This window comes from Vibrio sp. YT-15, from assembly GCF_033337445.1.
In the GTDB taxonomy this organism is placed as follows: domain Bacteria; phylum Pseudomonadota; class Gammaproteobacteria; order Enterobacterales; family Vibrionaceae; genus Vibrio; species Vibrio alginolyticus.
The window spans coordinates 34,870-54,120 of sequence record NZ_JAWOQR010000020.1 but is presented as its reverse complement, the minus strand read 5'-3'; the positions used below and the strand labels follow the sequence as shown (position 1 = coordinate 54,120).

Annotated in this window: 18 protein-coding genes and 1 riboswitch; of the genes, 5 read left to right on the top strand and 13 right to left on the bottom strand. The window is 45.2% G+C overall.

Annotated features, from left to right (window positions below):
- The first annotated feature begins 524 nt into the window (after nt 1-524).
- Nucleotides 525-980 carry an RNA-binding protein gene (locus R7D93_RS23065; protein ID WP_017636066.1) on the top strand — a complete coding sequence of 152 codons (456 nt, stop codon included), beginning with the start codon at nt 525-527 and terminating at the stop codon, nt 978-980.
- Here the strand turns inward: R7D93_RS23065 and murI are convergent.
- Genes murI through btuB form a run of 3 tightly spaced genes read right to left on the bottom strand, consistent with a single transcriptional unit; the run spans nt 943 to nt 4,365 of the window.
- Nucleotides 943-1,746, bottom strand: coding sequence for a glutamate racemase (gene murI / locus R7D93_RS23060; protein WP_005389694.1), 804 nt, complete (start codon nt 1,744-1,746; stop codon nt 943-945). The two genes, R7D93_RS23065 and murI, sit on opposite strands and share 38 nt — an antisense overlap.
- 31 nt (nt 1,747-1,777) lie before the next feature.
- Nucleotides 1,778-2,470 (bottom strand): adenine nucleotide alpha hydrolase, encoded by a 693-nt coding sequence (locus R7D93_RS23055; protein WP_167415512.1) that lies wholly within the window; start codon nt 2,468-2,470, stop codon nt 1,778-1,780.
- A 59-nt stretch (nt 2,471-2,529) separates the two neighbouring features.
- A complete protein-coding gene (gene btuB / locus R7D93_RS23050; RefSeq protein WP_005378674.1) occupies nt 2,530-4,365 on the bottom strand; it encodes a TonB-dependent vitamin B12 receptor in 1,836 nt (611 codons plus the stop codon).
- A gap of 55 nt (nt 4,366-4,420) precedes the next feature.
- A riboswitch (cobalamin riboswitch) is annotated at nt 4,421-4,621 on the bottom strand.
- 184 nt (nt 4,622-4,805) lie between these two features.
- Between btuB and trmA the strand changes: the two genes are divergently transcribed.
- Complete coding sequence (gene trmA / locus R7D93_RS23045) at nt 4,806-5,915, top strand: tRNA (uridine(54)-C5)-methyltransferase TrmA (protein WP_213868979.1); 1,110 nt, start codon at nt 4,806-4,808, stop codon at nt 5,913-5,915.
- Nucleotides 5,916-5,977: 62 nt separating this feature from the next.
- Here the strand turns inward: trmA and R7D93_RS23040 are convergent, their stop codons facing one another.
- On the bottom strand, nt 5,978-6,343 hold the full coding sequence (locus tag R7D93_RS23040; protein WP_005378634.1) for a YijD family membrane protein: 366 nt from the start codon (nt 6,341-6,343) through the stop codon (nt 5,978-5,980).
- The gene (gene fabR, locus R7D93_RS23035; protein ID WP_005378632.1) at nt 6,343-6,984 is read right to left on the bottom strand and encodes an HTH-type transcriptional repressor FabR; all 642 of its coding nucleotides are present in this window, start codon (nt 6,982-6,984) and stop codon (nt 6,343-6,345) included. The genes R7D93_RS23040 and fabR overlap by 1 nt, the downstream gene beginning before the upstream one ends.
- 263 nt (nt 6,985-7,247) lie before the next feature.
- Here fabR and sthA point away from each other — a divergent pair, with 263 nt between their 5' ends.
- Nucleotides 7,248-8,678 carry a Si-specific NAD(P)(+) transhydrogenase gene (gene sthA / locus R7D93_RS23030; RefSeq protein WP_005389689.1) on the top strand — a complete coding sequence of 477 codons (1,431 nt, stop codon included), beginning with the start codon at nt 7,248-7,250 and terminating at the stop codon, nt 8,676-8,678.
- Nucleotides 8,679-8,735: 57 nt separating this feature from the next.
- On the opposite strand, the gene dinF is transcribed toward sthA, so the two are convergent.
- The 3 genes from dinF to lexA form a co-directional block, all read right to left on the bottom strand.
- Nucleotides 8,736-10,085: an MATE family efflux transporter DinF gene (gene dinF / locus R7D93_RS23025; RefSeq protein ID WP_225497201.1), complete on the bottom strand. Its 1,350-nt coding sequence runs from the start codon at nt 10,083-10,085 to the stop codon at nt 8,736-8,738.
- A gap of 55 nt (nt 10,086-10,140) precedes the next feature.
- Nucleotides 10,141-10,935 (bottom strand): class I SAM-dependent methyltransferase, encoded by a 795-nt coding sequence (locus tag R7D93_RS23020; protein WP_005378679.1) that lies wholly within the window; start codon nt 10,933-10,935, stop codon nt 10,141-10,143.
- Between the two features lie 184 nt (nt 10,936-11,119).
- Complete coding sequence (lexA, locus tag R7D93_RS23015; RefSeq protein WP_005378682.1) at nt 11,120-11,740, bottom strand: transcriptional repressor LexA; 621 nt, start codon at nt 11,738-11,740, stop codon at nt 11,120-11,122.
- 368 nt (nt 11,741-12,108) lie between these two features.
- On the opposite strand from lexA, the gene plsB reads away from it, so the two are divergent.
- On the top strand, nt 12,109-14,535 hold the full coding sequence (gene plsB, locus R7D93_RS23010) for a glycerol-3-phosphate 1-O-acyltransferase PlsB (protein WP_033907264.1): 2,427 nt from the start codon (nt 12,109-12,111) through the stop codon (nt 14,533-14,535).
- A 63-nt stretch (nt 14,536-14,598) separates the two neighbouring features.
- On the opposite strand, the gene ubiA is transcribed toward plsB, so the two are convergent.
- Together ubiA and R7D93_RS23000 are read right to left on the bottom strand one after the other, a co-directional pair.
- Nucleotides 14,599-15,453: a 4-hydroxybenzoate octaprenyltransferase gene (ubiA, locus tag R7D93_RS23005; protein ID WP_213973541.1), complete on the bottom strand. Its 855-nt coding sequence runs from the start codon at nt 15,451-15,453 to the stop codon at nt 14,599-14,601.
- Nucleotides 15,454-15,993: a chorismate lyase gene (locus tag R7D93_RS23000; protein ID WP_005378686.1), complete on the bottom strand. Its 540-nt coding sequence runs from the start codon at nt 15,991-15,993 to the stop codon at nt 15,454-15,456. It abuts the gene before it with no gap.
- Between the two features lie 161 nt (nt 15,994-16,154).
- Between R7D93_RS23000 and R7D93_RS22995 the strand changes: the two genes are divergently transcribed.
- The gene (locus R7D93_RS22995; RefSeq protein ID WP_005378687.1) at nt 16,155-16,565 is read left to right on the top strand and encodes a flagellar basal body-associated protein FliL; all 411 of its coding nucleotides are present in this window, start codon (nt 16,155-16,157) and stop codon (nt 16,563-16,565) included.
- A gap of 63 nt (nt 16,566-16,628) precedes the next feature.
- On the opposite strand, the gene glpG is transcribed toward R7D93_RS22995, so the two are convergent.
- The 3 genes from glpG to rpoH all read right to left on the bottom strand — a co-directional run bounded on the left by glpG (nt 16,629) and on the right by rpoH (nt 19,142).
- Nucleotides 16,629-17,471, bottom strand: coding sequence for a rhomboid family intramembrane serine protease GlpG (gene glpG / locus R7D93_RS22990; RefSeq protein ID WP_213973542.1), 843 nt, complete (start codon nt 17,469-17,471; stop codon nt 16,629-16,631).
- On the bottom strand, nt 17,471-17,791 hold the full coding sequence (gene glpE / locus R7D93_RS22985; protein ID WP_005378691.1) for a thiosulfate sulfurtransferase GlpE: 321 nt from the start codon (nt 17,789-17,791) through the stop codon (nt 17,471-17,473). Before glpE ends, glpG begins: the two co-directional genes overlap by 1 nt.
- A 493-nt stretch (nt 17,792-18,284) precedes the next feature.
- The gene (gene rpoH, locus R7D93_RS22980; protein ID WP_005378693.1) at nt 18,285-19,142 is read right to left on the bottom strand and encodes an RNA polymerase sigma factor RpoH; all 858 of its coding nucleotides are present in this window, start codon (nt 19,140-19,142) and stop codon (nt 18,285-18,287) included.
- Between the last annotated feature and the right edge of the window lie 109 nt (nt 19,143-19,251).

The following is a 19,251-nucleotide window of genomic DNA, read 5'->3' as shown; positions in this document are numbered from 1 at the left end:
CATTACATAAAGTAATGTTTGAATTGACTGTGCTGAATCTTTCGATTCAATGGTCACTTCGTTTCATTGAAACCTAATTTGATACCGAAGTATCTAATTGGATTATCATCAACGAGTGCCCACACAGATTGATAGGTTCTTATTTTTAAAGAGCTTTTCTAACATTTTCAGCAACTTAGTTGCTCGTCGTTAGGGGTGCGTATCTTACTTTACACCGTGAGAGAGTCAAGCATTTTTTTCAAATTCTTTTTTCTCTCTTCTCGACTCGCTGTGTGACTTTCGTCTCACTCCGTGTCGGTGGATGCGCAGTATAGGGGGTTGAGAAATTAGTACAAGCGTTTTTTGCAAATAAAAAACCAACCGGTCACAAATTAGTCAAAAGTGCGATATTTGCATATTTCTTCGTCACATTTGAGACATATCACAGCAATTGGTTGGAAAAACACCAACCATATACGTAAGATTCATGTGTCTATTCTGTTAATGGACAATCGATCTCTTTATCACTATGTGTAGTAATTAAAATGACGTCTAAAAAAAATCTGATTTTATGTGTTGGGCTGGCCATCGTTGGGGGAATCATCTTCTCTCAATTCATCATCCCACCAGCCTTGAGCTTCCTCATTGGTGTTATCGCTACTGCTTTTCTTTTTTCATTTTCTAGCAAAACACCTGTTCTTCAATCTTCGGATCCTGATCCTTCAACTAAAACGCTGTATGTCGGCAACCTTCCTTATAAGGCCAATGAGAGTCATGTTCGCGATTTGTTTGCTGAATATGGACAGGTCTATGCGGTACGCTTAATGAAAGATAAGCGTACTGGAAAAAGAAGAGGGTTTGGTTTTGTAGTGATGGCTGCGGCAGATGCCAAGCCAGCTATCGCTAAACTTAATGAAAAGGAATATATGGAGAGAACGCTAAAAGTGAGAATTGCGAACGATCCTAAACATCCGGATGGTGGTAAACCTGAACAGGATTAAAACCTAGCTTCTTTAAACAAATGTTCAGTGCATCTTCCTGCCAAGGAGTTGCACTGGCATAAATCGATTTACTTCCCTCTTCTGTATCCTCAATTTCATCACTTAATAGCAATGCTTTTACTCGACGTGCAATCGCTGCGCCTGAATCAATTAAAGTAACGTCCCCACCCAAAGCTTGATGAATCTCCTCTTTGATTAAAGGGAAGTGAGTACAACCGAGCACCGCAACATCGACTTTATCGCGAAGGGGAAGCAGGATATTTGTCAGTTCGTCGAGAGAAACGCTGTTGCCTCGCAACTTCTCTTCGGCCATATCTACCAAGCGAGTTGATCCCACCAGCTCAACTGGTTTGCCTTGCGCAAAGTCCCGTATTAACTCGTGAGTATATTGGCGTGTTACTGTCGCCGGAGTGGCGATCAGCCCTACCCCTTTTGATGCTAAAAGCGATGCGGGTTTAATCGCAGGGACAACACCAACAACGGGAATCGATAAATTTTCGCGTAAGGAAGGAAGCACTATGGTGCTCGCCGTGTTGCAAGCAATGACGACAATGTCGACTTGGTGTTCTTCGACTAATGAAGAGACCAGTTGGTTAACTCGTGAAATGAGTACAGCCTGATCGAGTTCACCATAAGGGTAAGCCTGATTATCGAATAAGTATAAGTAGTCTAGCTGGGGCAATAGGCGATGTATCTCTTGGAATACAGAAAGGCCACCAACACCGGAGTCAAAAACTAGGACTTTTTTCTTACTTGCTACTCGCACGAGCCTTACCTAAAGAACAGAAACGTTGCGATCATACTGCGTAGATTTGTTTTGGCAATGCTTTAGCATGGTATCTTTGATGGCTGAATCTATCTCCAGATTCTACATCTCGCTTCGTCAACTCGATATGTCCTTGAAAAGATGGCGAAGACGTGACCAATGTGTGAAATTCACCATTTTCCCCACAGGGATCAATTTGACTTGGTAATGACTCTATTAGGGCTTTGTCATACCAGCGACCACACCATTCTGGAGGGAGAACTCTTCCGTCGATGGTGATTAACATAGTTTGAATACCACGCTCTATGATTTCCATCGCTAGTTTTTCGCTGCTGTCCCCTAATAGAGGAAAGACGCATTCCCAGCCAACAGGTTCAATATAGCTGCGTCGGTAATCGGCAATGCCATTACAAAACATATCACCAAATGCGACAGCTTCTATGTTCAGACCACTACTTTGTAATACATTAACGATGGTCGATTGATAAATGTCGTTACTTGGAAAGATTTCAGGTAGCTCGATAGTAATGAGCGGAAGCGCAAGTAAGTCTGCTTGCATTTGTACGACTTCAAGCGGAGTTGCTTGGAAAGGGACTTCTTTCCCTACGTAAGTCGTGTACAAACCGACAACTTGATAATTTGGATTCTCGTTAAGGCGCTCAAGCGTTAATGTCGAATCTTTACCACTGGACCAACTGATCACCACTCGCTTGGGTTTCTTCATTCGATTTTCCACCACAAAATATTAAAAACCGCCCGAAGGCGGTTTGTGCTCATTCACGATTAGAATTCGTAGCCAACGTTGATATAGTACGCTCGCTCTGCAGCGGGGTAACCTTTTGCCATCTCATACTCTTCATCAAGTAGATTATCGATACGAGCGCTAATAGAGGTCGACTCATTCGGATAGTAAGTCACTGCCGTATCAACCAACGAGTAAGAAGAAAGCGTGATATCTTGTGAAGGCCAAGTGCTGTAATCCACATCTGGACGCTTACCGACGTACTGATAGCTAACCGACCAATCCACTTTATCGAAGCTCACTAAAGCATTCCACTTATACATTTCTTTAGCGCGGCGCTGCAACTGATGCCCTTTATCGTCTTCAGCATCTTTGTAATCTGCACTCAACTGGTGCTGCACAATCCCTGTATCAAACTCAGCAACAAGCTCCACACCTTGGATATGTGTTTCACCATCGACATTCAAATATTTGTATGTGGTTGGATGGTAATCGATAAGATTCGTGATTTTATAGTCATAACCCGTTACGGACCAAAAAACGCCTTGGACATCACCGCTGAATGCTAGCTCCCAAGCATCTGACTCTTCCGGCTTAAGATCTTTCTCACCGTATGTTGGGTCATACTGTTGATATAGGTTTGGAGCCTTAAACGCAGTACCAAAAGAAGCTTTAACCCCAAACTCTGGCACAAACTGGTAACCAGCCGCTAAGCTGTAAGTGAACTCACTACCGTATTCTTCGTTATCATCAAGGCGAGCACTGCCCTCAAGCATTGCTTTATCAATACTGGTGGTTGCCATACCAAACAGAGCGCCATTGGTACGATCAAACGTTTTATTCGCACTCTTGTCTTTATAAGACTCGTTGCGCCAATCAATACCACCAGCCAACGTCGTATTGTTGTTTAGCAAGTAACTGTTGGTCCACTGGACATTTTGCTGCTCAAGTTCATCTTCAGTACCTGAGTGTTTGCCTTTTGCTTGCTCATAGTTCCAAGACTTCTGTTTCTGTGCCGTTACTTGTAGTTCTGACATCACATTATCAGACTGATACTTACCGCCCAGAGTGACAGAAAGATCATCTTTTTCTGCTTCGTAGTAACCGCGACTGCCGTAGCTGCTGTCATATTGATAAACATTTTCGTAAGCACGTAGGTTACCAAATGCAGACCACTGGTCATTGAAGTTATGCACGTAACCTAGCAGACCATTCTTTGTATCAAAGCCATGGCGATCACCGTCATTAACTCCCGGTACAGGACGAACGTTATAACCATCATCACTTTCACTACCAAGCGCGATATTTAGCTGGCCGCTCTCTGTGACTTTAATACCAGATGCCACACTCAATTCTTGATAATCTAAACTACCTAAACCCGCACTTAACTTCGTTCCTTCTTCGTCAGCACGCGCAATGGTGATGATATTGATCACGCCACCAATCGCTTCTGAGCCATAAAGTGACGCACGCGCACCACGTACGTACTCAATACGTTGAACGTAAGTAAGTGGGATTTGGTTAAAGTCCACAGCGCCCTTCGCTGCTCGTGCAAAACGTACGCCATCAACCAGTACTAAAACTTGGTCGGAACTGGTTCCACGAACAAATAAAGACGCTAACTGACCACGACCACCATTTTGTGAAACTTGAATCCCCGTAAGGCGACGCAATACATCTGGTAGGGTTTTCGCTTGAATGCGATCGATGTCTTGTCGAGTAACTACTTCGACATCTGCCAACGTACGGCTTTCGGCTTGCTCAAAACGGTTTGCAGTAACAACGATGGTTTCGTCAGTGGAGGTTTCTTGGGCCTGTAGATAAGAGACAGGTGAAAGCAGCGATGCCAAAGTGATCGCCAGTGCGGATTTTCTCATTGTATTGTCCTAAATCGCGTAATTCCTTCCGAGCCCTGTCATCATGACAGTCCAGTGCTGTGGCTCAGTTGTTGGCAGGTATTCGGACTCAAGAGCACGGGTGTACCGCCTACTTGCTCGACTTCCCACATAAACTAATGCAGTGTCTGATGAGCGTTCGTTCTCTTTTACCGCTGCGCGTCAGTTCTGGATTCACACCAGATTCCCATTTCAGCCATCTAGATTGCTAGATAGCACCAACTTGAGGCAAATATTATTCAGCTATTGATTATTTGTCCAGCCAATATTGCCCTTAGAAGTTGTAACGTTTTGATTGATTTTGCTTTCTACTCTGCCTGTACGCACTATCTTTAAATCAATTCCAGTACAAAACTGGACATCCTATTGAGATTGAATAAAATCTGCGCTCTTAAATTGAATGCACCATAAAAGGTAAGATCATGGCTACTCTTGATGTAAACCCACAACGCTACCAAGAACAACTGGCTGAAAAAGTCGAACGTCTCACTGATATGTTCGCGCCATACAACGTGCCAGAACTGGAAGTGTTTGAATCACCAGAGCAGCACTACCGTATGCGTGCTGAGTTCCGTGTTTGGCATGAAGGCGAAGATCTTTACTACATCATGTTCAACCAAGAAACTCGTGAGAAATACCGTGTTGACCAATTCCCTGCAGCAAGCCGTCTGATCAACGACCTGATGCCGCTATTGGTTGAAGCGATGAAAGACAACGACTCACTACGCCGTAAACTGTTCCAAGTGGATTTCCTATCGACGCTAAGTGGTGAGATTCTGGTTTCACTCCTTTACCATCGCCAACTTGATGAAGAGTGGATTGAAAACGCGAAAGCCCTTAAACAGCGTTTAAATGATGAAGGCTTTAACCTAAACATCATTGGTCGCGCTCGTAAGATGAAGATTGTCCTAGACCGAGACTACGTTATCGAGAAGCTCGATGTAAATGGTCAGAGCTACATCTACCAACAAGTTGAGAACAGCTTCACTCAGCCAAACGGCAAAGTCGCAGAGAAGATGCTGGAATGGGCGGTCGACTGCACCCAAGAAAGCACTGGCGACCTACTAGAACTTTACTGTGGTAACGGTAACTTCTCGCTGGCGTTGGCACAGAATTTCGACCGCGTACTGGCAACTGAGCTAGCTAAACCATCGGTTGTATCTGCACAGTACAACATTGCAGCAAACGAGATTGATAACGTACAAATCTTACGTCTATCAGCAGAGGAATTTACCCAAGCGATCGAAGGTAAGCGTGAATTCCGTCGTCTACAAGATGCAGGTGTGGATCTGAAGAGCTACAACTGCAACACGATTTTTGTCGATCCACCACGTGCTGGGATGGATGTCGATACTTGTAAAATGGTGCAAGGTTACGAGCGCATCATGTACATCTCTTGTAACCCTGAAACTCTAAAAGAGAACTTGGACATTCTATGCGAAACACACAACGTGACGCGTTTTGCTCTGTTTGACCAATTCCCTTATACCCACCATATGGAAGCGGGCGTGCTATTGGAACGCAAAGCGTAACCCACGGCGTCAAATACAAAAAGCGAGCTCAATGGCTCGCTTTTTAATTTGATTCGTTTTGCTTATTCCGCAGAAGTCTTCTTGCTGACAAAACCTAGCTTCTTACCAATCCATGCGAGTAAGATCATTGAAACCATGATCGCGAAGAAGTTTGAGCCTGCTTCTGGGTATTGCGCTTTAATAAACGCAGAGTGACCAAACGCACCTACGAAGAAACACGCCAAGCCAACTAATGGGATATCTTCTGATACCGGATTATTTAGGTACTCTTGGTAAAGAGCTTGTACAGCCAGTACGAGTGCAATCAATGGGAAGATTGAAAACGATACTTCACTCATGGTCAACCATGACAACAAAGCATCACCACACATACCTGCAACCAGTGCCAAAATCAGCGTTTTCTTTTCAGATTTATTTCCATTCGACATTATTCTATCCCGCCTTTTAATCGGTTACGTTCACGTTCTTTGCGATACCAATAGGCCCCTTTGGCTATCATTCGCAATTGCATGATCAATCGCTCGGCGAGTTCATCGCGCTCACGTCGATCTAAATCTAAAGCTTCAGCTCCCGAACTGAAAACCAAAGTCACAGACGCTTCTGCTTGAGTATACGCCTCTTCTCTGGTCACGCCGGTGCTCATTAAATACTCGGTTAATTCTGCCGCAAAATGCTGGATTTCTCGAGCAACAGCGGTACGAAATTCAGCAGAAGTGCCGGAGCGCTCACGCAACAACAAACGAAAAACGTTCGGACTACTTTCAATGAATTCCATAAAGGTTTCGACCGAGGTACGAATTACGCTACCTTCTTTCACAATACGTTGACGCGCCTGACGCATCAGTTGACGTAGTAGCAAACCGCCTTCATCAACCATGGTTAAGCCTAGCTCATCCATATCTTTGAAGTGACGGTAAAAAGAAGTCGGTGCAATCCCTGCCTCTCGGGCGACTTCTCGCAAGCTAAGGCTGGAAAAGCTGCGATCCGCACTTAATTGACTAAATGCCGCATCGATCAATGATCGACGTGTCTTCTCTTTTTGCTGTGCGCGGATTCCCATCGATTTCATTCTTAACTTGCTCTTTTTCTGTAGGGTACAAGAGCCTCAATATAACGCAATTTGCTCCTACGGAGAAAGATATGTTGCTTCGCTCGCTCTGAGCGCGGAGAACGTTACTATTGGCATGCATCTAATTGCAATGTTCTCGATGCAATTTATAGACATACAACATACCAAATCATCCTTTTGTTCGATTCTGCGTGATCACTTCCACTCTCTAACAGGCATTACGTGTACCAATAGAGTAAATGAGTTAAAATCGCGCTAAAGCAATGTTAAGCAAATATAACAAGGAAGGCATCATGGCGCATGTTAATCACTATGACGTGATCGTAATCGGTAGTGGCCCTGGCGGAGAAGGGGCTGCAATGGGATTAACCAAAGCGGGACTGAATGTTGCCATTGTCGAGAAAGAAAGCAGTGTCGGCGGCGGTTGTACTCACTGGGGTACCATTCCATCAAAAGCACTGCGTCATGCCGTTAGCCGCATCATCGAATTTAATAGCAACCCGCTATTTTGTCGAAACAACACCAGCGTTCATGCAACATTTTCTGACATTTTAGGTCATGCTAAATCGGTCATTGATAAGCAAACTCGACTTCGTCAGGGCTTTTATGACCGTAACTCATGCACACTTTTGTTCGGAACCGCGCGATTTATCGATAACTACTCAATTGCAGTGATGCAAAGCGACGGTACAGAAGAAATCTATTCTGCGGATAAGTTTGTCATCGCGACGGGTTCTCGCCCGTATCAGCCTAACGACGTAGATTTCTTGCATGAGCGCATCTACGACAGTGATTCCATTTTGAGCCTGAAACACGACCCTCGCCATATCATCATTTACGGTGCGGGCGTTATCGGTTGTGAATACGCTTCTATCTTCCGCGGCCTTGGAGTGAAAACCGACCTTATCAATACCCGCGACCGCTTGTTGGAGTTTTTGGATAACGAAGTGTCAGATGCGCTGTCTTACCACTTCTGGAACAGCGGTGTGGTAATTCGTAATGATGAGACCTATGAAAAAATCGAAGGCACAGAAGATGGTGTGATTATTCACCTACAATCTGGCAAGAAGATGAAGGCTGACTGCTTGTTGTATGCGAATGGTCGAACAGGTAACACCGATAAGTTGAATTTGGGTGCAGTGGGTCTGGAAGCGGACTCTCGCGGACAACTAAAAGTAAACCGTAACTACCAAACCGATATTGAACACATTTACGCTGTAGGCGATGTCATCGGTTACCCTAGCCTTGCAAGCGCCGCTTATGACCAAGGGCGATTTGTCGCACAAGCCATTACGAAAGGTCAGGCAGAAAACTATCTGATTGATGATATTCCAACGGGTATCTACACCATCCCAGAGATTAGCTCTGTGGGTAAAACCGAGCAAGAGCTAACAGCTGCGAAAGTACCGTATGAAGTAGGACGCTCTTCGTTCAAGCATCTAGCTCGTGCACAGATCGCAGGAAAAGACATCGGTAGCTTGAAGATATTGTTCCATCGTGAAACCAAAGAAATTTTAGGGATTCACTGTTTTGGCGAACGTGCCGCGGAAATTATCCACATCGGTCAAGCCATTATGGAGCAAAAAGGCTCAGCGAATACCATCGAGTATTTCGTCAATACCACCTTCAACTATCCAACAATGGCCGAAGCGTATCGTGTCGCTGCGTTGAATGGTTTGAACCGCTTGTTCTAATCTATGCTTCTTGATAGCAGACAGAAAAACAGCAGGCTTGGACCTGCTGTTTTTATATCAACATTGTGTTAGGAAGGTATCCTTGTGCCATTGGTAGAGAAAGATAACCCCTAAACCAATACCCCGCATCAACATAAAGCTCGTCATTGCAAACCACAGCGCGTGATTTTCCCACTCGGCGAACAAGTAAAAGACAACAAAGAAACTGCTGGTCGCGACAAACATACTATTGCGCATGTCTTTGCCTTTGGTTGCACCGACAAAAATGCCATCCAATAGAAAGCACCACATCGACGCAAGTGGCATCACCACCAGCCAAGGTAGATACACCGCTGCTTGCTGTTGTACCGCCTCAATTGAAGTGATCATGGCGATCAACTGCGATCCCGCCAAACCAAAGAGCGCGGTCAGTCCTAAGCAAATAACCAAACTCCAAAAGAAAGTGCCGACAAGCGATGCACTCAATTGTTGCCTATCTTTGGCACCAATCGCCTTCCCGACCATGGCCTCCATCGCATAAGCAAAGCCATCCATGCCATACGAGATAATCATCAGGAAGCTCATCAGAACCGCATTTGCAGCGACAACCTCATCACCAAAGCTCGCGCCTTGGAACGTCATAAAGCTAAAAGCCGCTTGCAGACACAAAGAGCGTAAGAAAATATCGCGATTCAATTTCACGAAGCGCCCTAAACCGTGTTGAGTGCTGGCTAGCAACTTTTGAGGTGATGGTAATTGCCTCTCTCGCCAGGTTTTCCAGACACACATGAGACCAAAACCCATGCCAGAGTAGTCAGCAATCACCGATGCCAGCGCAGCGCCTTCTACTTTCCACCCCAAACCAATCACAAACAACAAATCGAGGGCAATATTAGTCACGTTGGTGATGATCACCATCCACATTGGTGCTTTGGAATTTTGCGTCCCGAGCAGCCACCCCAACAACACAAAGTTCATTAGCGCAGCGGGGGCACTCCACACACGGATAGAGAAATATTGCATACCGTAGTGTTTTACCTCTGCGCTGGCGTCACTCCAACCAAAGATCAAATCAGCTATCGGGGTATGGGCAATAAGGAAGACTAACGCAAACAGCAGCGCCATAAGTGAGCCTTGCATAAACACCAAGGCAAGTTGCTTTCGGTCTTCACCGCCATAGGACTGCGCCGCCAACCCAGTAGTCGACATACGCAAAAAACCAAGCAGCCAAAACGTCACGCTGATCATGGTGCTGCCCAACGCAACACCACCCAAATACCAAGCGTGGTCTAGATGACCAATCACCGCAGCATCGACCAAACCGAGCAATGGAACAGTAATATTCGACAGCACCATAGGTATAGCTAAAGCTAAGACTTGGCGATGAACTTTTGGGTTAGATAAAGGAGAGAAGATTGAATTTGTCACAGGCACCTCATCAGTAAGATCGACGAGTGTACCTGAGCGCTTAACGACTAGCCAATTACCACTTGATATGAACGAGTACTGGCGTGAGGCGATGCTTCAACATTGGAATCTTATTAAGCCAACGCTGCCAAGCTTTCCAACGAGAACAGAATCTATCGAATGGCGAGAAAGCTTTCACCCACTGTGCCCATGGTAACCATTGCAATATCTGTGCTGCAGGCGCTTCAAAGCCATGAGCATAACGATCAGAGCCAAGCTTTTGTCCCCACTTGGTTTCCGTTAAATCTCCTGCCAGCACCATACACAGTTCAGCAGAAACAAAATGTCGACCTAAGGTTTGAATAAATTTCGCGACTTGACGCTCTGTGCAATCGAGCAGTGCCATTTCACATAAAATGAGTACCGGTGCTTGCTCTGGAATGGCTAACGTCTCTAGCCACGACATTTCATCCACACTGCCACAGCGATGTTCATAACGTTCATTTTTGTGGAACAAACGCTGACGCCATACCAAATTTTCCGTCACATCCAGCTCTATCCAATGGCAGCGTCCATTATCCAAACGATAAAAGCGGGTATCCAACCCCGCTCCGACATTGATTATCCAAGCATCGGGATACTGCTGTAAGAAGTGACTAACCTGCTGGTCACAAAGCTGAGTCAGCGTCACGTGCAGCAATTGCTTCTGCGCAATATCACCACTCAAACAATCCGGCGCCATCTTACAGCTCAAACACGCTTTAGCAGCTATCGGATCGTACACCAAGCCATTGTCGACCATGCTTTCACGGCTACGCAATAACAGTGGCTTTAATAAATGGTTAGGAACTTGATGTTTAGACTGAGACATGGGCATTTCCTGCGCCAGAGAGAAAACATAGACATTAATAAAGATGATAATGAATATCAATTACATTATCAAGCTTATAAATTGGTCAAAACAAACAAGGTCAAGATGATGAGCAAGCTTTTGGAGGAAGTAGAAAAAGAGAAAAGACAAAACAGCCCAGATGAACTGGGCTGCTTAAACACACTTACATCCAATCGGTATTGCGAATAATACCAACGGCTAAGCCTTCAATCGTAAGGTGCTGAGACGTTAAGTCCACTTGGATTGGGGCAAACTCTTCATTCTCAGCATGCAGTAATATGGTTGAACCTTTGCGCTCCAAACGCTTCACAGTCACATCATCATCAACACGCGCAACGACAACTTGACCGTCTCTCACATCTTGGGTTTTATGCACCGCGAGCAAATCGCCATCCATAATCCCGATGTCTTTCATACTCTCGCCATTTACACGAAGTAAGAAATCCGCTTGCGGTTTGAACATCGCAGGATCGACTTGGTAGTGCGCCTCTACGTGCTCTTGAGCCAGAATTGGCTCACCCGCTGCGACTTGACCAATCAAAGGCAAACCCTGCTCATCATTGGCTGCGTCTTCAAGCAGGATACGAATCCCACGAGAAGCGCCTGGAATAATTTCAATTGCTTGCTTACGAGCAAGCGCTTTTAGGTGTTCCTCTGCGGCATTCGCAGAGCGGAAGCCAAGCTCACGCGCAATCTCTGCACGAGTTGGTGGCATTCCGGTGTCGTCGATTTTACTTTTAATCAAATCGAAGACTTGTTGTTGGCGTGGCGTTAACGGCTTCATGTCTCACCTGTCTTTTTATACAGTTAACTGTGAGTATATCCAGTAAATGCTCAAATGAAAACCCAATTGGTTGTTTTTTAATTTATTTGTGGGGAGCTTTCAGCTTACCAATTAAGTTCATTCTTTATTCGTTTAAAACACCGACTTTTCAGTTAATCAAGTCAAAGCAATAACTTAGGGGTTCGACTAATTTACAGCCAATAAAATTAAAAGGTTTGACCAGTTTCTGGTATCCTTGCAGCGCTTAAATTTTATCGCCTAGGCTTATTTCTATTGCCGTACTCATCTCTTTTTATAGAGAAGACATGCAAAGCGGAAACTGAAATAAGGTTAGGCCTGTTTGAATACCTATTGAGGCTGTGAACTTTATGTCTTCTGGACAATCATTTTCACGTTCATTACTAAAACTACCTTTATCGGTACTGGTAAAGGGCACCGCAATCCCGTCGAACCCGATTGAAGATCTGAACATCGACCTAACTAAACCGATTGTATATGCCCTGCCGTTCCGCTCGAACGTGGATTTGCTGACACTGCAAAAACAAGCCATGAGCCTTGGTCTACCCGACCCGCTCAGCCCTCTGGAAATCAATGGCAAAACGCTGAACCGTTTCGTCTTTATCGCTGCGCGTCCAACTGTGATGAACAACGATAATGATGTCCCAACCGATTCTGTCTCTCTGTTCACTGACTTACTGGAACTGCACAAGCTGGATAGTGAGTTGGATGTTCAAATGATCCCTGCAACCGTGCTTTGGGGGCGTAAGCCAGGTAAAGAAGAGAACCAAAAGCCTTACCTTCAACCGATGAATGGTCCGCAAAAAGCCAAAGCGGTAATGGCGGCGGGACGCGACTGCTTAGTTCGCTTTAGTCCCGTGGTATCTCTGCGTTATATGGCAGACTCTCACGGTACCGACAGCGCAATTGCGCACAAACTGGCTCGCGTGGCGCGTATCCACTTCTCACGCCAGAAACTGGCTGCTTCAGGCCCAAACTTGCCACAACGCCAAGTGTTGTTTGCTCGTTTACTAAAATCTCCAGCTATTGAACTGGCGATTGCTGACGAAGCCAAGAGCAAAAACATCTCGATTGATAAGGCACGTAAAGAAGCCCACGACATCATGGATGAAATCGCCGCCGACTTCTCCTACAGTCTGGTGAAAAACGGCGACCGCATCCTGAGTTGGTTATGGACAAAACTATACCAAGGTTTGCACATCAATAACGCCTCGACTGTGCGTCGTTTAGCGCAAGACGGCCACGAAATTGTGTACGTTCCGTGTCACCGTAGTCACATGGACTACCTGCTGTTGTCTTATGTTTTATACCATGAAGGCATGGTGCCTCCGCACATTGCGGCAGGCATTAACTTGAACTTCTTCCCGGCCGGTCCGCTTTTCCGTCGTGGTGGGGCGTTCTTTATTCGTCGTAGTTTTAAAGGCAACAAACTGTACTCAACCATTTTCCGTGAGTATCTAGCTGAGCTGTTTGCCAAAGGCTATTCAGTCGAGTACTTCAGTGAGGGTGGTCGTTCACGTACAGGTCGCTTACTGCAAGCGAAAACGGGTATGCTGGCTATGACCATCCAAGCAATGCTACGTGGTCTAAACCGCCCAGTAACGCTAGTGCCGGTCTACATCGGCTACGAGCACGTGATGGAAGTGGGCACTTACGCGAAAGAGCTGCGTGGCAAACGCAAAGAGAAAGAAAACGCAGGGCTTGTACTGCGTACTCTGCGTAAACTGCGTAACTTTGGTTTGGGCTATGTGAACTTCGGTGAGCCAATTCAGCTCAACCAATACTTGAATGAGCATGCTCCTGAGTGGACGAAAGACATCGACAGCATGGGTGGTAACAAACCACAATGGATGAATCCTGTGGTCAACGACCTTGCTAATAAGATGATGACGCACATCAACGATGCGGCGGCAGCAAACGCGTTGACCTTGTGTGCAACCGCACTGCTTGCTTCTCGTCAACGTGCACTTTCTCGTGACTCGCTGATCAATCAGATCGAGTGTTACTTAAAGCTACTCAAAAATAATCCGTACTCAAGTACCTCCACTATCCCTACCGAAAGTGCTGAGGAGTTGGTCGATCATGCAATTTCGCTTGATAAGTTCGTGATTGAAACCGATAGCATGGGTGACATCATTTCGCTGGACCGTAGCCAATCGATCCTGATGACCTACTATCGCAACAACATCATCCACTTGTTCGCTCTGCCGTCATTAATTGCCCAAATGCTCATTCGTCAGCGCAACCTTTCGGTAGCCAAGATTCAAGCTAATGTCGCGCAAATCTACCCATTCTTGAAGAAAGAGCTGTTCTTAAGTTACCAAGAAGACGAGTTGGATGAATTGGTCGTTAAAACACTGCATGAATTTGCCGATCAGAAAATGATTAGTCTTGATGGTGATAAGCTGGAAATCAATCAATCGAACAACCAGCCTTTGGTTCTGTTAGGTCGTACGATAACTGAAACGCTGCAACGCTACTCTATCGCGATGAACTTGCTTGTTGCTTACCCTGAGCTGGGTAAATCGGACCTAGAGCAGAAGAGCCAAGATATTGCTCAGCGCCTAGGGCGTCTGCACGGTATTAATGCGCCAGAATTCTTCGATAAAGGTGTGTTTACCGCGATGTTCAATACGCTCAAACAGCAAAAATACCTCGATAACGATGGTAACTGTGACACGAAGAAAACGCAGCAATTTGCACGGCTACTGTTCACTCTGCTTTATCCAGAAGTGAAACTGACGATCGAAGAGAGTATTCACCAACTTCGGTCGTAACCGTTTTATCTTCTTTCAATAAGAAAAAGGCATCCAATCGGATGCCTTTTTCTATTTCTTCGCTTACCAAAATGCGACCAGTAACCCTATCGCTATCACCATGCCAACATAATTGTTGTTAAGGAAAGCCTTAAAGCACAACTCACGCTCACGGTGACGAATTAAGTGCTGCTGATAAACAAACAACGACGCTGCAATCAAAAGGGTCCAGTAGTAACTTTGTCCCAATTGATAGAACTGCCCTAACCAAACCAACATCGCGAGTGTAATCAGTTGCAACACACCAATAATAAGCTTGTCATGACGACCAAACAGAATTGCCGTCGATTTAATGCCAATCTTTAGATCATCATCTCGGTCTACCATCGCATATTGAGTGTCGTACGCAATGGTCCACAAAGCGTTAATGAGGAACAAAAACCAAACAATCAATGGTAATTCCCCAGTTTGTGCAGCCCAAGCCATTGGAATCGCCCAGCTAAAAGCCAAGCCTAAAAATAGCTGTGGAATATGAGTGTAACGCTTCATAAATGGATAGATGAACGCCAACACAATACCAGCGAAGGATAGCTGAATCGTCAGCGGGTTCATGGTCAGCACTAACAAAAACGAGCTGATACCCAAAACCAAAAATAATCCAATCGCTTCTTTTGCTGTCACTTTCCCTGATGGCAGTGGACGTTGCTTAGTACGCTTTACATGGCCGTCGACTTTGCGATCTGCAAAATCATTAATCACGCACCCCGCACTACGCATTAGGAATACACCCAATACAAACACGATAAATACATCCCAACTCGGCATCCCTTGGGCTGAGATAATTAGCGCCCAAATAGTTGGCCACATCAGTAACAGTGAACCGATCGGGCGATCCATGCGCATCAGTTGCCAACATGCTTTGGCTTTTTCTGCGGACATTTACACTGTCTCCTTAGCGTAAACTGGTGAATTAGATAAGAATAACTCGGCGACTAGCATCGGTTTGTGATTCATCCACAACCTTGAGCGTCGCGCTAACAAACGTCCTTCTGGTACGGCTACCCATCCCATTTGCAAAGAGTCCCGCTCAACGTTATCTGCGCTGAACACAGTTAGTCCTAATGGGATATCCCCTTGTTGAGCCAAATCATACTGCTGATCAACTAAGGTTGAACGAGGAATCAATGTCCGCCCAATAACCCAGTTGTTATTGTCACCGCACAAAATTACCTCTCTCAGTAAGCAATCTTGTTCGGACAATAACTGGCTTTCGTCCTGTTTTAATGTCGCTGCAGTGACGATCTGATTTTGTAGCAATTCTACCGTTAACGCTTGGCAGTGCTGTTTTAAACGACGTGACAAAGACCCTTGCTCTTCAAGCCAGTGCTTGGCAAATTCATTTGGAAATTCGAATTCTTCGGGGTTTTGCCACTCTACTTCCAATAAAGAAGCAAGATAGAGTGATGTTGGCTGATTCATACTAGTATTCAATTGGAGGCTTTATGCGTACAATAAAGCAACAACTTACCGTCCATAGTAATGTATGTAACCGTAAGTTCCGTTATTTGTTATAGACGGCCCATTGTATCAAGACTGAAGCGATTCGAATATCGCGATCCAGAGAAAGAAAAGTTAGAAATATGTACAAACGTTATATAGCCCAAATTATTTTTGCGTTAACCATACTATTCGCCGCACCAAGTTGGGCTGAAACGGAAGAAGCTGGACCTAAGTTGGCATACTTTACCCTAGAGCCTGACCTCACTACTAACTTTTACACCAAAGGCAAAAAGTTAGGTTATGTGCAAGTGCGCATCGACATCATGGTAATGAGTCAACAAGATTTATCAGTTGTTGAGCATCACCAACCTTTGATTCGCGATGCAGTGATTGAATTATTGGGTAAGCAAACAGAAGATACGATTAAGTCCCTTTCTGGCCGAGAAGATCTGCGCAAAACTTTAGTGACGACCCTCAACGAAACGCTTTTGCCTGAAACAGGTAAAACCATCATTGCCGATTTGTTGTTTACAAAATACCTTTATCAATAAACCCAAATCCGTTTTGAACATAAAAAAAGACCGCTCTTGAGCGGTCTTTTCATTTCATCAGCTTTAGGCTTGCTGTTGGTATTTCATCTTGCCTGAATCAAACAGCGCAATCGCCATCCCCGACAGTAGCCCAACTAAGTGAGCGGTGTTTGCAATCGCCATAAATGGCTGCACAAAACCAAGAACTAACCATACCAACATAAAGACGATGATTGGCTTGGGTAGCGTAAGGTCTAAATGTGGCAAGCGGTAACCCAGTATCCACAAATAACCAAGCAGTGCATAGACCACGCCAGACAAGCCGCCGAAGTTAGCCCCTTCAACATAGAACTGGCCTGCCCCTGAAAGCGCTGCCGACACCACAAAGAGTTGCAATAGCTTACCGGAACCGAGACGACGTTCGATGTCGCCACCCAACTGCCACCACCATAGTAAGTTAAACACGATGTGAGTTACTGAAAAGTGCAGTAACGCATGACTTAGCCATCGCCACACTTGCCATTGTTGCCCCTCAAAAGCCGGGAAGTGCAACAACTTAAACACGCCATTGCCAAAGCCAAACATTTGTAACAAGTAGATGATGATACAGACTGTCATGATCAGCAAAGTCATGGGGCCAGCTTTCGCTTTGACCATGCTTATGATACTCGGGCTGGAATAATGAAATGTGCTCTTACGAGTATCGGCAACGTCCCACGAGGCGGCGCTGTATTTTGAATCAGACGGGTTAGCAAGGAACAGCTTAAGTTCGGCTTCCGCTTCTATTTCATGCTGGCTATCAGTCAGCCACAGCGCAAATTGCCCATCCCCTTCAGGCATCATTTCGATGTCAATTTGGCGAGAGGCCATATAATCAATAAAGGCTTGCGCCATACGTGGATTATTTAACGTTACCAATCTCTTCATTAACTTCTCACTATCGGTAGTTCTGCTCGATGCCAGGCTTCAAAGCCACCATCTACACTGTACACCTGTTCAAAGCCTTGGTTAACCAAATATTGCGCCGCACCTTGGCTACTAATGCCGTGGTAACACATCACTAGAATAGGTTGTTCGAACTCCACTTCATCCATAAACGCAACGATCGTATCGTTAGTTAAGTGATACGCGGACTCCGCATGCGCAACGGCAAACGATTGAGGGTCACGGATATCTACAAGCTTCGCATCACCCTGCTCGAGCAGCGCTTGCGCACCTTGTACATCGATATGCTTAAACTGATCCATTTACTTTCTCATTGTCTTATTAATATACCCAAGCAACCTCGAACCTAACGTACTAATCAGCACCCGTGGTACAGCATAAAATCCATATTTGAAGCTGCTTGGGTATACTGCCGCTATTGTAACCTATCCAACGGCAAACTTAGACACATGGATAATCAGGGTTTTCAAAAGTGTACACATTCCAACCATTTGTGGATAAAGCTGTGAATTGCGTTGATAAAGTGTATTTGGATCTTTTGATCCACAATATGTAGTGATGATCCTGATCTAACTGTGTGTATATCTATAACTATCCCCAGATGGAAAAGTGCTTGAATCCCTTATTTTGTCCGGGTTTCGAACAGTTGATAAATAATTAATTCACAGAGTTATACACAGGTAGCACATAAAATCCGGATCGCAAACGCTATCGATTTTCGATCGACAATAAAAAAGCCGAGATCACATGATCTCGGCTTTCTATGAAAATCTTACTTTCAATTAGCAGTGGAAATTAAAATTCACCCACGGCCAATTTTAGTTTCTTCATTGCATTTTTTTCTAGCTGGCGAATACGCTCGGCGGAAACACCGAACTCATCAGCTAAGTCTTGCAATGTTGCTTTCTCATCATCTAACCAACGAGAACGCACGATGCGCTGACTACGCTCATCCAAACTCGCTAATGCATGACCCAAGCGATTGTTGGTGTGCATTTCCCAGTTGGCGGCTTCAATGTTGTCGGCCACATCAGACGATTTGTCTTCTAGGTATAGCATCGGCGCTGTGTAAGCGTTTGAACTGTCGTCTTCATCAGTTGGCATATCAAAGGTTGAATCCACCGCCGCTAAGCGTGATTCCATCTCGCGAACTTCAGAAGGCTCAACACCTAACTCGCGCGCAACGGTTTCCACTTCACCGTTGTTAAACCAACCCAAGCGCTTTTTCGACTTACGCAGGTTGAAGAACAATTTACGTTGCGCTTTAGTGGTCGCAATTTTCACGATACGCCAGTTACGTAGCACGTATTCGTGGATCTCTGCTTTGATCCAGTGGACAGCAAAAGAAACCAAGCGAACCCCTACTTCTGGGTTAAAACGCTTAACGGCTTTCATTAGACCGATGTTACCCTCTTGCACAAGATCCGCCATTGGCAAACCGTAGCCAGAGTAACCACGAGCAACGTGAACAACGAATCGTAGGTGCGAAAGAATTAGACCTTTTGCAGCCTCAATCTCACCTTTATAGTGTAATCGTTCTGCCAGCTCACGCTCTTCGTCTGCAGTCAGCATTGGGTAGCTGTTTACTGAGCGAATATAGCTATCAAGGCTATCTTGCGTGACTAGAGCCATCGGATACGCTTCTTTTGTCATTCAATTCCTCATCAATCTCTGATCTGGAGCATTACATTGCAATTTAGCTTCGATATCTTGAACTCAAAATGAACAAGTTTCAAGAAGGGGAAGCAATTATCCATAAACA